The organism is Accumulibacter sp. (assembly GCF_023806565.1).
Taxonomy (GTDB): Bacteria; Pseudomonadota; Gammaproteobacteria; order Burkholderiales; family Rhodocyclaceae; genus Accumulibacter.
Genome location: NZ_JAMTDV010000017.1, coordinates 1 through 12,375, shown reverse-complemented (window position 1 = coordinate 12,375; position 12,375 = coordinate 1). Strand labels below are relative to the sequence as shown.

Here is a 12,375-nt window from a genome sequence, read left to right as displayed (position 1 = left end):
CAGCGCGCGCCGAAACCCCCCTGGGCAACCGTGGCGGTCATTGGCTGTGGCGGCCTTCCTACTGCAATGCTGCGAAAGCTGCCACCTTGATGTCGTCGACGCTGCCGACGCCGGCGATCGTGCGGCACTTCGGTGCACGGGGATCACCAGTGGCCGCCCACGCGCGGTAATAATCCAGTAGCGGGCGGGTCTGCGAGTGATAGATCTCCAGACGCTTGCGGACTGTCGCCTCCTGATCGTCGTCACGCTGGATCAGGTCGTCGCCGGTGACATCGTCCTTCCCGTCCTGCTTCGGCGGATTGAAACGGATGTGGTAAGTACGGCCGGAACCGGGATGCACGCGGCGCCCGCTCATGCGTTCGATGATCTCCGTGTCGGCGACGTCAATCTCGAGGACATAGTCAAGCGCCACCCCGGCGGTCTTCATTGCTTCGGCCTGGGGCAAGGTGCGCGGGAATCCATCGAAAAGATAGCCGGCCGCGCAGTCGGGCTGCTGCAGCCGCTCGCTGACGAGGCCGACGATGATCTCGTCCGAGACCAGCCCGCCTGCGTCCATGACCTTCTTGGCTTCGATTCCGAGCGCCGTGCCGGCTTTCACTGCAGCGCGCAACATGTCGCCGGTCGAGATTTGCGGAATACCGAACTTTTCGCGAATGAACTGGGCTTGAGTACCTTTGCCAGCTCCCGGTGCGCCTAACAGTATGAGTCTCATCGCCCGCCTTCGGATAGATTCACTTCAAACAGTTTATCCACGACTTCAAATACTTGCGATATAGCTTCGGGATCGCGGCAGAACGCTGTCGTGATCGACAGGCCGAAACTTACCCGCAAATACGCGAACGGTCAAACGTTTTTGAACCATTCCTGCATACGGTGAGCATCCTCCGGGGTGTCCACGCCGGACGATGGCAGGTGATCGCTGATCGCCACACTGATGCGAAAGCCGTGCCACAGAGCGCGCAACTGTTCCAGCGCTTCGAGATTTTCCAGCGGCGAAGGCTGCAGGCGGGAGTAAGTGCGCAGGAAATGCGCGCGATAGGCGTAGAGGCCGACGTGCCGATAAGCGACCATTTGCGCCGGCAACGTCTCGCCGCCGGCCTCGCGCGCGAAGTGGTCGCGCGCGTAAGGAATCGGCGCGCGCGAAAAATACAGCGCGTCGCCGCTCGCCGCGATGACCACCTTGACGATGTTCGGGTTGAAGAAGTCGGCGGCCTCGGACAAGGGATGCGCCAGCGTCGCGATCTCTGCGCCGCTCGCGGCCAGGGTCGCCGCCGTGCGGCCGATCAGGGCGGGGTCGATCAGCGGCTCGTCGCCCTGTACATTGACGACGATCGTCTCGTCTCTCCAGCCCAGCGCGACGACCACCTCGGCCAGACGGTCGGTCCCGCTCGCGTGTTCGACGCTGGTCAGGACGGCGCGCAGGCCATGCCCCTGTGCCGCCGCCAGCACTTCCCGGTGGTCGGTCGCCACCACCACCTCATCGGCTCCCGAGAGGAGCGCCCGTTCGGCCACACGCACGACCATCGGCTTGCCGCCGAGGTCGAGCAGCGGCTTGGCCGGCAGGCGGGTCGACGCGTAGCGGGCGGGGACGACCACCTTGAACTGCCGCCCCCCCGCTTCTCGCGAATCGGCCTCGCCGGTCATCAACGATCTTCGGCAGGCAGTGGACGAGCCTCGTCCTCGAGCATGATCGGAATCCCGTCGCGGATCGGATAGGCCAGCCGACACGGTTTGCACACCAGTTCCGCCTGCGCCTTCCGGTACTCGAGCGCGGCCTTGCAGATCGGACAGACGAGGATGTCAAGCAGGCGTGCGTCCATGGAGCTTCTCCAGAATGGTCTCGAACAGTGCGGGCTGACAGGGCGGCGAGCCGATCACTGCATCGACCGGCAGAACCCAGGCTTCCCCGGCGACCAGCGGCCCACATTTTACCGCATCCTTCTCGGTCATCAGCAGCACGCCATCGCGGGCAAAGGCGAGGTCGGCAGCCTGGTAGCGATGATGATCGGGAAACGGATGCGCCGCGAAATCGAGACCAAGCGCCCGCAACTGTCGAAAAAAACGCTGCGGGTCGCCGATCCCGGCAATCGCATGCAGATTGCGCCCCCGCAGATCACTCGCCGCACAGCTCCGGGGCGCGCCGCTGGCGGCGACGAATCGTTCGCCGACGAGGCGCATTTCCCCTTGCGGCAGCTTCCCTGCCGCGGCCACGACCGCGTGCTCCGGGAGCCCGTTCCACACCACCGCGTCGGCCTGCGACAGGCGCCGCAACGACTCGCGCAAGGGGCCGGCGGGCAGCAGCCGGCCGTTGCCGGCGCCGCGCGCGTCGAAAACCACCAGCTCGCAGGCGCGCTGCAGGCGATAGTGCTGCAGACCGTCGTCGGCGACGATCACATCGCATTCCGGGTGAGCGGCGAGCAGAGCCCGTCCTGCGGCAGGGCGGTCGCGGCCGACGAACACCGGAACTCCACCTCGCCTGGCCAGCAACAGCGGCTCGTCGCCGACCAGCGAGGACGGCGAGTTCGCCTCGACCGAACACACCTGTCCGCTGCCACCGTAGCCGCGACTGATGATTCCCGGATGCCAGCCGTGCTCGCGCAGGCAGCGCACCAGCCACAACACGAGCGGCGTTTTGCCACTGCCGCCGACGGTGAGGTTGCCGACCACCACCACCGGCACCGACAGCTGACAGGAGCGAAGCGCGCCGCGGCGATACAGCCAGCGGCGCAGCGCGACAAGCGCACCGAAGGCCCACGACAGCGGCAACAGCGGCCACAGCGGAACTGCCAGATGGCGCTCGTAGCAAAGGCTGGCAAGCCGCTGCGCCAGGCCGGCAAGGGCCATCAGGGGGGCGACTGGGTGGCGAAGGAAATACGCGGATATCCGGCCGTCTGCGCCGCCTGCATGATGTCGACGACACTCTGGTAGTTCGCCTTGGCATCGGCGTTGATCACGATCACCGGCTCCTTGCCGTCGCCAGCCGCGCGCCGCAGGGCTTCGGCGATCGCCGGCACATTGACCACCGTGAGCGGTACCTTGTTGACCAGTACCTGACCTGCCGCCGTCAGCGCGACGCTGATCTCGTTCGGCGGCTCGGACTGCTTGTTGGCATCGGCGGTCGGCAGATTGATCTCCAGGCCGGAGAATTTGGCATAGGTGGTGGTCAGCATCAGGAAGATGATGATTACCAGCAGGACGTCGATCAGCGGGATCAGGTTGATCTCGGGCACGTCACCGGAACGCCCACGTCGAAAATTCATGAGTCACCCATCCCTCAGGACTTGCGCTGACCGTGCAGGACCTCGACCAGACGCACCGCCTGCTGCTGCATTTCGATGACGAAGCTATCGACCAGGGCGCGGAAATGTCGCCAGAAAATCATGCTCGGTATGGCGATCAGCAGCCCGAAACCGGTGTTGTACAGCGCCACCGAAATACCGTGGGCAAGCTGGATCGGGTTGCTGCCGCTCGGCGCCTGCGACCCGAAAATCTCGATCATCCCCACCACCGTGCCGAACAGACCCATCAGCGGACTGATTGCAGCGATGGTGCCGAGCGTCGTCAGGTAGCGTTCGAGATTGTGCGACACCACGCTGCCGGCTTCCTCGATCGCCTCCTTCATGATCTCGCGCGAACTGCCGACGTTGCGCAAGCCGGCCCCGAGAACCCGACCGAGCGGCGAATGGCTTTCGAGATCGCCGAGCATGGCGACCGTCACGCCGTTTTGCCGGTACTCGTTGACCACCCTCTGCAACAGGCCGGGCGGAACGACCTTGCTGCGCCGCAGCGCGACGAGGCGTTCGATGATGAGTGCAACGGCGATGATCGACGCCAGAAGCAAGGGCCAGATCGGCCAACCAGCGGCCTGAACGATGGAAAACACGCCTTCCTCCGTGAGATTTGCACAGACGGGCACTTTAGCCTGCAGCAGCGTTTGCGGCAAGTGCCGGCATCCGGATCGGCCGCACGGGAAAACGGCGCTGTTTCCACAGAAGTTGTGGATAAGCAAACTGGCAAACTGTTGGCGAAATCACCAACTAGCGGTTCCGCAAGAGATTTTTTCACTGCCCGGAAAGTGGGCGGGGAGCCGGCGATGGTCGCCCAGGAAGCACCGACAGCCGCCGCCTCGACCAGCGACGCAAGCACCAGGCAGCCTTGTAGAATGCAGCCATGTCAGACCTTCCCCCGAAAAGCGCCGACCTGCCCGTGGCGGTACCCGTAATCCCCGTCTCCCTGCTCAATCGCCTGGCGCGCGACTGTCTCGAATCCGCGTTTCCGCTGTGCTGGGTGGCCGGCGAAGTGTCCAACCTGAGCCGTGCCGCGTCGGGACACGTCTATTTCTCGCTCAAGGACAGCTCCGCGCAGGTACGCTGCGTGATGTTCCGCAACCGTGCGCAGTTGCTCGCCTGGAAACTGGAAAACGGTCAGCACATCGAAGCACGCGTGCTGGTGACGCTCTACGAGGCACGCGGCGATTTCCAGTTGAACGTGGAAGCGGCGCGACAGGCCGGTGTCGGCAACCTCTACGAGCAATTCCTGCGGCGCAAGGAAAGGCTGGAAAGCGAGGGATTGTTCGACGCGGCCGGCAAGCGCCCACTGCCCGCCTTTCCGCGCTGCGTCGGGATCGTCACCTCGTTGCAGGCGGCCGCGCTGCGCGACGTGCTGAGCACTCTGAGACGCCGCGCGCCGCACGTCGCCATCGTGCTCTACCCGACCCCCGTGCAGGGGGAGGGCGCCGCCGCACGCATCGCCGAAGCGATTCGCTGCGCTGGCGAACGAGGCGAATGCGAGCTGCTGATCGTCTGTCGCGGTGGCGGCAGCATCGAGGACCTCTGGGCGTTCAACGAAGAAGCCGTGGCGCGTGCAATCCGCGCCTGTCCACTGCCGGTCATCAGCGGCATTGGTCACGAGACCGACTTCACGATTGCCGATTTCGCGGCGGATCGACGGGCCCCGACACCGACCGCAGCCGCCGAACTGGCTGCACCCGAAAGCGCCGTTCTGCTTGCCCGTCTTGGCGCCGCCGGGCAAAGCCTGCGCCGCCAGATCGAGCGCGACCTGAACCAGCGGGGCCAGCAACTCGACTGGCTGGCGCACCGCCTGCAGCAGCCGGCGCAATACTTCGCACGCCACCAGGACAATCTGCAGCAACTGCGACGCCGTCTCGCCGCCGGTCTGCTGCGGGCCAGCGCCCACGCACGAGCGAAACTGGACAGCGTCACTTATCGCCTGTTGCTGGTCCGCCCGGACCCGGCGCGTCACGCCCGCCAGCTCGAGGCGCTGGCGCCACGGCTGCGCGGTGCCTGGCGCGGCGCCGCGCAGGCGAGGACCGCCGAACTCGCCCGCTTGGCCGCGGCGCTTGCCCACCTCAACCCGCAGGCGGTGCTGTCGCGCGGCTACAGTATCGCCGTCGACCAGCGAAGTCGGGTCATTCGCGACAGCAGGGTGCTGGAACCCGGGCAGAGAATCGCTGTCTTCTTCGAGCGAGGGCGCGCCGACGCGAACGTGCTCACCGCTTCCGACGACCATGGCATCGCACTTGCCGGCAACGCCATTGCCAGCACGACAGGCCGCGAATAGAATCCCGCAGCCACGCGATACGTACGCAGCGTCGCGCTTCCTCCCAATTTCGCCTCATCACGAGTCCTACGGAGAACACTAATGGAACACAAGTTGCCGCAACTGCCCTTCGCCATCGACGCACTGGCGCCGCACATGTCGCAGGAAACGCTCGAATACCACCATGGCAAGCATCATCAGGCCTACGTCACCAATCTCAACAACCTGATCAAGGGAACCGAATACGAAGCTCTCGACCTCGAGGCGATCGTCAGGAAAGCCCCTGCCGGCGGCATCTACAACAACTCTGCGCAGGTCTGGAATCACACCTTCTTCTGGAACTGCCTGAGCCCCAGCGGCGGCGGCGCACCGGCCGGCGCCCTGGCGGCAGCGATCGATGCCAAGTGGGGTTCCTTCGCCGAATTCACCAAGGCGTTCCAGGCCTCCGCCGTCGGCAACTTTGGCTCGGGCTGGACCTGGCTGGTGAAGAAGGCCGACGCTTCGGTGGACATCGTCAACATGGGCGCCGCCGGCACCCCGCTGACCACCGGTGACCGTGCGCTACTGTGCATCGACGTCTGGGAGCACGCCTATTACATCGACTACCGCAACCTGCGGCCCAAGTTCGTCGAAACCTTCCTCAACAGCCTCGTCAACTGGCGTTTCGCCGAACAGAATTTCGCCGCCTAACTACCGGGAGTTCGCGCCGAGGGAATGCGCCGGTCGGCGAGCACCACCCAGCGCAGTCGGGATCGGGTTCGGGAAAGGCCGGGGAGCCTCGCGCTCCCCGGCCTTTCTTGCCCCTTCGCCACCGGGAATACCCACGGCAGCGTCCGGAACGGAACGACGCTGCCGTGCCTGCTCGATGTCCCTGCGGGACTTTTTCGCGACGTGCACGCGGTGGCTGCACACAAGGCCGGTCGCCACCCGGGACTTGAGTACTTGACGGCTGAACCCGTCAGGCAAAGCGGGCCGAAAGACCGCCGTCGACCAACAGTTCCGTGGCCGTGACGTACTTCGCTTCGTCGGAAGCGAGGTAGAGCGCCGCGTAGGCGGTATCCCAGGCGTCGCCCATGTGACCCAGCGGACACTGCGCGTCGCGGGTGCGGATCAGATTCGCGATGTCGCCCTCTTCGCCATAGACGCGGGTCAGCGCCGCGTGCACCAGCGGCGTGTTCATCAGTCCAGGCAGGACGCAGTTGGCACGAATACCGTCGGCGGCGTGGCGGATGGCCATGGTGCGCGTCATCGCCACCATCGCGCCCTTGCTGGCGGCGTAGGCGCCGTAGTTCACTCCGGCCCAGCCGAGTACCGCGACCGATGCATTGTTCACGATCGCGCCGCATCGCTGGCGGACCATCACCGGCAGGACGTGATGGCAGGTCAGGTAGGCACTGCGGATGTTGGTCGCCATCACCCGATCCCAGTCTGCCTCGTCGAGTTCGGCCGGACCGCCGACCACCGCGATGCCGACGTTATTGACCAGGATGTCGATGCGTCCGTAGGCTTCGAGTGCCGCCGCCACCAGCCGCTCGACGTCGGCCGAGCGGGTGACGTCGGCGACCACGACGATGGCGTTGCCGCCTTCGTCGGCGATGATCTGCTGCGTCGCCGTGGCGGCATCGGCGTCGATATCCACACCGACGATCCGCGCCCCCTCGCGCGCGAACAGCACCGACATCGCCTTGCCGTTGCCCCAGCCCGGCCCGACCGAACCGCTGCCGGTGACGATCGCCACCTTGTCCTGCAGGCGTCCGCCCCGTCGACCCATTGCCACCTCCTTTCCGACTATTGCCACCGCCGCCGCAACTCCGTTTTCAGGACCTTGCCGTAGTTGTTCTTCGGCAACGCGGTGAGAAACAGGTAATCCCGGGGTCGCTTGAAGCGCGCAATCGATGCACGGCACAGGGCGTCGAGTTGCGCTGCCAGGTGTTCGCGAGACAGTTGCTCCCCCGGGCGGCAGACGACGAAAGCGACGACCTCCTCGCCCCACTCCGCATTCGGCCGCCCCACCACCGACACTTCGGCCACCGCCGAATGCTGCAGCAGCACCTCCTCGACCTCGCGTGGATAAATGTTGGCGCCGCCGCTGATGATCACGTCCTTCGAGCGGTCCCGCAGCGTCAGAAAACCATCGGCGTCGAGGCTGCCGATGTCGCCGGTATGCAGCCAGCCGTCGCGCAGGGTCTCCGCCGTCGCTTCCGGGTTGCGCCAGTAACCCTGCATGACTGTCTCGCCGCGTACCAGCACCTCGCCGGGGACACCCGCCGGCAGCGGCCGGCCGTCGGCATCGGCAACGATCACTTCGACCACGCTGTGCGCCACACCAACCGACGCGAGGCGCTCGCGATGGCGCGGATGGCTGCGATCCGCGTGGTGCCCGCGGGACAGCGCAGTGATCGTCATCGGACTCTCCCCCTGACCGTAGATCTGCACCAGCCGATCGCCGAGCACTTCCCGCGCGCGCCGGATGTCTTCGCGATACATCGGCCCACCGCCGTAGACGATCGTCCTGATTCCGCTGCAGTCCGCGCCGTTGTCGGCGACGTATTCGACCAGCCGGCGCACCATCGTCGGTGCCGCGAACAGCGAGATACGTCCGAAACATTGTGCCAGAACAAGGATTTCCTGTGCGTCGAAGCCTCCCGAAGCGGGAACGACATGGCGTGCGCCGACCAGGACATGCGCGAAATTGTACATGCCGGCACCGTGCGACATCGGCGCCGCGTAGAGAATGCTGTCGGCGGCGTCCGCCTGGTCCACGTCGGGGAAGTACGCTAGCGTCATCGCCAGCAGGTTGCGCTGCGACAGCATCACCCCCTTCGGCCGCCCGGTAGTTCCCGAGGTGTAGAACAGCCAGGCAAGATCGTCCGGCGCCCGCGGCACCAGATCGAGCGCGGAATGATCGACGATCCGGGGATAGTCGGCCCCCGCCAGCGGCACGACGCGCACACTTCGCGCGCCTTCGACCGACTCGGCGAGCCCGGCCGTGCGATCGCCGTCGACGAACAAGACCGATGCCGCCGAGTCCTCGACGATGAAAGCGACTTCGCGCGGATGCAGCTTGTGGTTGATCGGCACCGCAACCAGACCGGCGTGCCAGATGCCGTAAAGCAGTTCGAGGTATTGCGGGCAATTGCCCAGCCACAGCGCAACCCGGTCGCCGGTCTGCAGTTGCAGCAATTGCCGCAGACCTCCCGCGATCGCTGCTGCACGTTCGGCCAGTTCGCGGTACGAGCACAGTTCACGATCGCCGGACGCCAAGGCCGCCCGCTCCGGGAAGACCCTGGCCGTGCGCGCGAGCAGATGGGCAAGATTCATCGCACAGGCGCGGCGACGCTGCGGGCGCCCTCTCAGCCGGCGAGCAGGAAGTCCTGGACGATGCGCACCTGCGACTCTTCGAGGAGCATCGGGGCATGCCCTACCCCCGGCACTTCGACGAGCTTTGCACCGGGCCCGCGAGCGCTCATTTCGAGCGCGGTTTCGTGTGCCAGGACATCCGACTGAGCGCCGCGCAACACCATCGTCGGGCAGCGGATCGCGTCGTACATCGGCCAGAGAATGATCTCCTTGGCGTCGAGATAGGCTTTCTGGTAGGGCTGGGCGATCGCGCGGTCGTAGTTCATTTCGTAGCCGCCCTCGGGCTTGGCGCGCGTGCCGACGACGGTCATGTAGCGCCACTGCGCGTCGGTGAGCGCACCGAACGGCGCGCAGACCACCCGGACGTAGGCTTCGGCCTCGGCGAGATCGCTGAAATCGGGCGCCTTGCCGAGGTATTCGCCGATCCGCTGCAGGGCATCGACGGCGATCGTCGGGCCGACGTCGTTGAGCACCAGGCGACTGATCGGCGAGCCCGGCAGGCTCGCGAGGAACATGCCGATCAGACCGCCCATCGAGGTCCCCAGCCAATGCACCGATTCGACTCCCAGCCGGGCGATCAGTGTCATGACGTCGTTGGCGTAGGTGGGCAGCGCATAGTCGTCGGGGAACGGCAGGCGATCGCTGCAGCCCCGCCCGACGACATCGGGACAGACGACGCGGTAATCGCTGGCCAGCGCATTGGCCAGTACGTCGAAGTCGCGCCCGTTGCGCGTCAGGCCATGGACGCAGATCAGGACGCGCGGATTCGCCGGGTCGCCCCATTCGCTGTACGCCATCCGGTGCAGACCGTGCGCGCCGAGGCACTGCACGGTGCCGACACGCATCGCGTGCACCGTGGCCGCCTGTCCGGGCCGCGGCGACACGACCAGTTCCTGAAAATCCTTGAGTATCGTCATCTTCGAATCCCGATTTCGTTCCGTGGGTGAGTAGAAAGCCAGTCTTCCGCCGACGACCCGCGGCCACCGCCCGGCGGTCGTCGATGCCTCGGGGAGTATCCGCGCAAGCGGCCGGCGAAGTCAATCGTCGGCCGCAGAGTCTTGCCACCGAGCTTGCGCCGGGCGAGGCAAGAAGGTGGCAGCAGACGCCGCCTGCGCGCCGCCACCGGGATCGCCAAGCCTGGAGCGCACGCCGGGGCCGAAGCCAGCCCGCAGATCGCGCTCCGGGCCGGCGCACAGAATCGGCGCCACCCGGCATCCGCGCCTCAGGCGCGCTTGCGCCCGGTGATCATGGCGCGGACGAGATTTTCGCGGTGCAGCAGGCTCTCCCAGACGACCCCGATCAGATGCCCGAAAACGAGCAGCAGCGTGCCGTCGGCCGCCAGTTCGTGCGCTTCCTTGATCCTGTGGACGGTCGTATCGCTGCTCTCGGCAAGCAATGCGGCCAGGGGGCCGAGGCCCTGATCGGCGGCGTACAGCGCCAGGCCGCTGACGATCGCCACCGTCAGACTCAGCAGCAGGGTGACGATCATCGCGCCGCCGGCCGGATTGTGCCCAAGGTAACGCCGAGCACGCAGCGTCAGCACGTCGCGCAAATACACCAGGACTTCACCGGGCCGACGCACGAAGTCGCTGAAGCGGGCATGGATCGGCCCGACGAAGCCCCACAGCAGTCGAAACAGCAGCAGGCCGGCAATTATGTAACCTGCCCAGACATGCACGAGTTGCAGCAACTCGCCATCGAGCCGCTCCTGCAGACCCTCGAACAGCTCTCCCTGCGAAAGATACGCGGTCGAGAAGCCCAACAGCAGCATCCAGTGGAACATGCGGAGCAGCGGATCCCAGACGGGAACTTCCTGCGAATCGGTAGTTTTCATGGCTTGGGTATCGAGCGGAAGGAAGGGGCGACGCGCGCCGGTTTAGCGGGCTTCATCGGATACCAGCGCGCCACTGCTGATCTCGTAATGCACTTCCCACTTCTTGCCATCGCTGCCGTTGATCTGGACTTCCCAGGTCTTCTTGCCCTTCCTGGTGTCCTGGTAGGCCTTGGTCACCTTTCCCGGGTGTGCCTGCAAGGCCATCTCGACCGCTCGCTCCTTGCTGATCCCCTGCGCGGGAGCAGTGCCTGCGGTGGCAGCGAAAGTGGGGTTGGCCAGGCTACTGGCAACGAGGAGAAAAGTCGCGGTCAGGAGGGCAGATTTGTTCATTCGATCGATCCTTCGAAACGAGTGGGAAAAAGAGTCGCACCTGGCTGCCGCCTGAAAGTGCCCGGCAGGAAAGCGGCGACGGAAGCAACTCTAGAGCGCCTTCCTTAAGGCTGGCTTAGGCCGCGACCCGGAAGGCCACGGCAAGCCCGAGAATCATCAGGCAGCGGGTGCCTTGCCGCAGCCCGATCTGGCCCTGCTCAAGCCCGGAGACGCCATGGCGCACCTTCCCGGCGAGCGCCTTGAGGTGGTCTTCCGCCGCCTTCGGCGAGGCAAGACCGAAGGCGCCGGCGATCTGCCTCCGCGTCGGCGGCGCGCCGAGCATCTCGACGGTGTTCCACATGAAGTCGAGAACTTCCTGCTGACCTGGGGCGAGTTTCATCGCGTCTTCCGCGAGGACGATAGACTGTATTCTTGTACAGACGACAGGAAGGCAAGTCATGGCTTTGCAGAAATCGCCAATCCCTTCCATACTTGCTCGCCGCCGGATCACCGGCACCCGCGATGAGCGGATGAATTCAGACGGACCGAGGGCGATCCACCCGGCAAGGCAAACTGACGATACGGAGTAACGCACATGCAGCCACAGGACAATCACAGCAAGGTCATCGGCTACCTGCTCTGGCTTTTCGGCTTTCTCGGCGCGCACCGCTTCTACTACGGCAAGCCGGTGACCGGGACAATCTGGTTCTTCACGCTTGGCCTGCTGGGCATTGGCTGGCTGATCGACCTCTTCCTGATTCCGGGCATGGACCGCGACGCTGACCTGCGCTTCCGTTCCGGCGCCATCGACTACAACATCGCCTGGCTGCTGCTGGCCTTCCTCGGCATCTTCGGCGTACACCGGATGTATCAAGGCAAATGGCCGACCGGCATCCTCTACCTGCTTACCGGCGGGCTTTTCCTGGTCGGCGTCCTGTACGACTTCTGGACGATGAACGAGCAGATCTCCCTGCGCAACGCCAGCTCGCCCGGCTGATCCGCCGTCACGCCGCAGGCCATCCCCGGCGGCGCCCGCTTCGTCCACCCAGGACGCGTCTTCGTCGAGACCGGGCCGATCGCCGCGATGCCGGAAGATGGCGGCCAGCCTCCTCAGTTGGTGCAGCAGGTGCGGCCAGCAGCGCAGGCGGTTTTCCCAAGCGCGATGGACGCCGCAGCCATCGCTGATGAGCAGACCACCAACAGTCAGCGCGCCCGCTGCAGCGAAATGTGATGTGCCATCTTCTGTAACTCGCCTGCATGGTAACCGGTAACTCCGCGGCGTTCTTGCCTATCCCGAAGGCCGCAGGGTATGC

General features: G+C 65.5%; 15 protein-coding genes. 3 read left to right on the top strand and 12 right to left on the bottom strand.

All coding sequences use genetic code 11. The features are described from left to right. Positions 1 to 58: 58 nt before the first annotated feature. The 6 genes from adk to NFV80_RS01835 all read right to left on the bottom strand — a co-directional run bounded on the left by adk (position 59) and on the right by NFV80_RS01835 (position 3,883). Positions 59 to 712 carry an adenylate kinase gene (adk, locus tag NFV80_RS01860; RefSeq protein WP_295327695.1) on the bottom strand — a complete coding sequence of 218 codons (654 nt, stop codon included), beginning with the start codon at positions 710 to 712 and terminating at the stop codon, positions 59 to 61. A 131-nt stretch (positions 713 to 843) separates the two neighbouring features. Continuing rightward, positions 844 to 1,644, bottom strand: a complete 801-nt coding sequence (kdsB, locus tag NFV80_RS01855; RefSeq protein ID WP_295327697.1) for a 3-deoxy-manno-octulosonate cytidylyltransferase — start codon at positions 1,642 to 1,644, stop codon at positions 844 to 846. Next, on the bottom strand, positions 1,644 to 1,820 hold the full coding sequence (locus NFV80_RS01850; protein WP_295327699.1) for a Trm112 family protein: 177 nt from the start codon (positions 1,818 to 1,820) through the stop codon (positions 1,644 to 1,646). Before NFV80_RS01850 ends, kdsB begins: the two co-directional genes overlap by 1 nt. Beyond that, positions 1,801 to 2,844, bottom strand: a complete 1,044-nt coding sequence (gene lpxK, locus NFV80_RS01845) for a tetraacyldisaccharide 4'-kinase (RefSeq protein WP_295327701.1) — start codon at positions 2,842 to 2,844, stop codon at positions 1,801 to 1,803. The genes NFV80_RS01850 and lpxK overlap by 20 nt, the downstream gene beginning before the upstream one ends. Beyond that, positions 2,844 to 3,260, bottom strand: coding sequence for a biopolymer transporter ExbD (locus tag NFV80_RS01840; RefSeq protein ID WP_295327703.1), 417 nt, complete (start codon positions 3,258 to 3,260; stop codon positions 2,844 to 2,846). Before NFV80_RS01840 ends, lpxK begins: the two co-directional genes overlap by 1 nt. A 14-nt stretch (positions 3,261 to 3,274) precedes the next feature. Then, the gene (locus tag NFV80_RS01835; protein WP_295327705.1) at positions 3,275 to 3,883 is read right to left on the bottom strand and encodes a MotA/TolQ/ExbB proton channel family protein; all 609 of its coding nucleotides are present in this window, start codon (positions 3,881 to 3,883) and stop codon (positions 3,275 to 3,277) included. 287 nt (positions 3,884 to 4,170) lie between these two features. On the opposite strand from NFV80_RS01835, the gene xseA reads away from it, so the two are divergent. Together xseA and NFV80_RS01825 are read left to right on the top strand one after the other, a co-directional pair. After that, positions 4,171 to 5,580 carry an exodeoxyribonuclease VII large subunit gene (xseA, locus tag NFV80_RS01830; protein WP_295327706.1) on the top strand — a complete coding sequence of 470 codons (1,410 nt, stop codon included), beginning with the start codon at positions 4,171 to 4,173 and terminating at the stop codon, positions 5,578 to 5,580. An 81-nt stretch (positions 5,581 to 5,661) separates the two neighbouring features. Then, positions 5,662 to 6,249: a Fe-Mn family superoxide dismutase gene (locus tag NFV80_RS01825; protein ID WP_295327708.1), complete on the top strand. Its 588-nt coding sequence runs from the start codon at positions 5,662 to 5,664 to the stop codon at positions 6,247 to 6,249. Between the two features lie 268 nt (positions 6,250 to 6,517). On the opposite strand, the gene NFV80_RS01820 is transcribed toward NFV80_RS01825, so the two are convergent. The 6 genes from NFV80_RS01820 to NFV80_RS01795 form a co-directional block, all read right to left on the bottom strand. Continuing rightward, entirely contained in the window at positions 6,518 to 7,330 is an 813-nt protein-coding gene (locus NFV80_RS01820) for an SDR family NAD(P)-dependent oxidoreductase (RefSeq protein ID WP_295327710.1), read from the bottom strand. Positions 7,331 to 7,347: 17 nt separating this feature from the next. Further along, the gene (locus tag NFV80_RS01815; RefSeq protein WP_295327712.1) at positions 7,348 to 8,880 is read right to left on the bottom strand and encodes an AMP-binding protein; all 1,533 of its coding nucleotides are present in this window, start codon (positions 8,878 to 8,880) and stop codon (positions 7,348 to 7,350) included. 32 nt (positions 8,881 to 8,912) lie between these two features. Continuing rightward, a complete protein-coding gene (locus NFV80_RS01810; RefSeq protein WP_295327724.1) occupies positions 8,913 to 9,764 on the bottom strand; it encodes an alpha/beta hydrolase in 852 nt (283 codons plus the stop codon). Positions 9,765 to 10,141: 377 nt separating this feature from the next. Then, positions 10,142 to 10,753, bottom strand: a complete 612-nt coding sequence (locus NFV80_RS01805; RefSeq protein ID WP_296757638.1) for a cytochrome b/b6 domain-containing protein — start codon at positions 10,751 to 10,753, stop codon at positions 10,142 to 10,144. 42 nt (positions 10,754 to 10,795) lie between these two features. Next, positions 10,796 to 11,083: a PepSY domain-containing protein gene (locus NFV80_RS01800; RefSeq protein WP_296757635.1), complete on the bottom strand. Its 288-nt coding sequence runs from the start codon at positions 11,081 to 11,083 to the stop codon at positions 10,796 to 10,798. A gap of 115 nt (positions 11,084 to 11,198) precedes the next feature. Beyond that, on the bottom strand, positions 11,199 to 11,462 hold the full coding sequence (locus NFV80_RS01795; RefSeq protein WP_295327718.1) for a hypothetical protein: 264 nt from the start codon (positions 11,460 to 11,462) through the stop codon (positions 11,199 to 11,201). 195 nt (positions 11,463 to 11,657) lie between these two features. Between NFV80_RS01795 and NFV80_RS01790 the strand changes: the two genes are divergently transcribed. Further along, a complete protein-coding gene (locus NFV80_RS01790) occupies positions 11,658 to 12,059 on the top strand; it encodes a TM2 domain-containing protein (protein ID WP_295327720.1) in 402 nt (133 codons plus the stop codon). Positions 12,060 to 12,375 lie beyond the last annotated feature (316 nt).

Coding starts and splice junctions, on each gene's coding strand:
- adk (WP_295327695.1), bottom strand. CDS start 712: ATGAGACTCATACTGTTAGGCGCACCGGGAGCTGGCAAAGGTACTCAA.
- kdsB (WP_295327697.1), bottom strand. CDS start 1,644: ATGACCGGCGAGGCCGATTCGCGAGAAGCGGGGGGGCGGCAGTTCAAG.
- NFV80_RS01850 (WP_295327699.1), bottom strand. CDS start 1,820: ATGGACGCACGCCTGCTTGACATCCTCGTCTGTCCGATCTGCAAGGCC.
- lpxK (WP_295327701.1), bottom strand. CDS start 2,844: ATGGCCCTTGCCGGCCTGGCGCAGCGGCTTGCCAGCCTTTGCTACGAG.
- NFV80_RS01840 (WP_295327703.1), bottom strand. CDS start 3,260: ATGAATTTTCGACGTGGGCGTTCCGGTGACGTGCCCGAGATCAACCTG.
- xseA (WP_295327706.1), top strand. CDS start 4,171: ATGTCAGACCTTCCCCCGAAAAGCGCCGACCTGCCCGTGGCGGTACCC.
- NFV80_RS01825 (WP_295327708.1), top strand. CDS start 5,662: ATGGAACACAAGTTGCCGCAACTGCCCTTCGCCATCGACGCACTGGCG.
- NFV80_RS01820 (WP_295327710.1), bottom strand. CDS start 7,330: ATGGGTCGACGGGGCGGACGCCTGCAGGACAAGGTGGCGATCGTCACC.
- NFV80_RS01815 (WP_295327712.1), bottom strand. CDS start 8,880: ATGAATCTTGCCCATCTGCTCGCGCGCACGGCCAGGGTCTTCCCGGAG.
- NFV80_RS01810 (WP_295327724.1), bottom strand. CDS start 9,764: ATGCGTGTCGGCACCGTGCAGTGCCTCGGCGCGCACGGTCTGCACCGG.
- NFV80_RS01805 (WP_296757638.1), bottom strand. CDS start 10,753: ATGAAAACTACCGATTCGCAGGAAGTTCCCGTCTGGGATCCGCTGCTC.
- NFV80_RS01800 (WP_296757635.1), bottom strand. CDS start 11,083: ATGAACAAATCTGCCCTCCTGACCGCGACTTTTCTCCTCGTTGCCAGT.
- NFV80_RS01795 (WP_295327718.1), bottom strand. CDS start 11,462: ATGAAACTCGCCCCAGGTCAGCAGGAAGTTCTCGACTTCATGTGGAAC.
- NFV80_RS01790 (WP_295327720.1), top strand. CDS start 11,658: ATGCAGCCACAGGACAATCACAGCAAGGTCATCGGCTACCTGCTCTGG.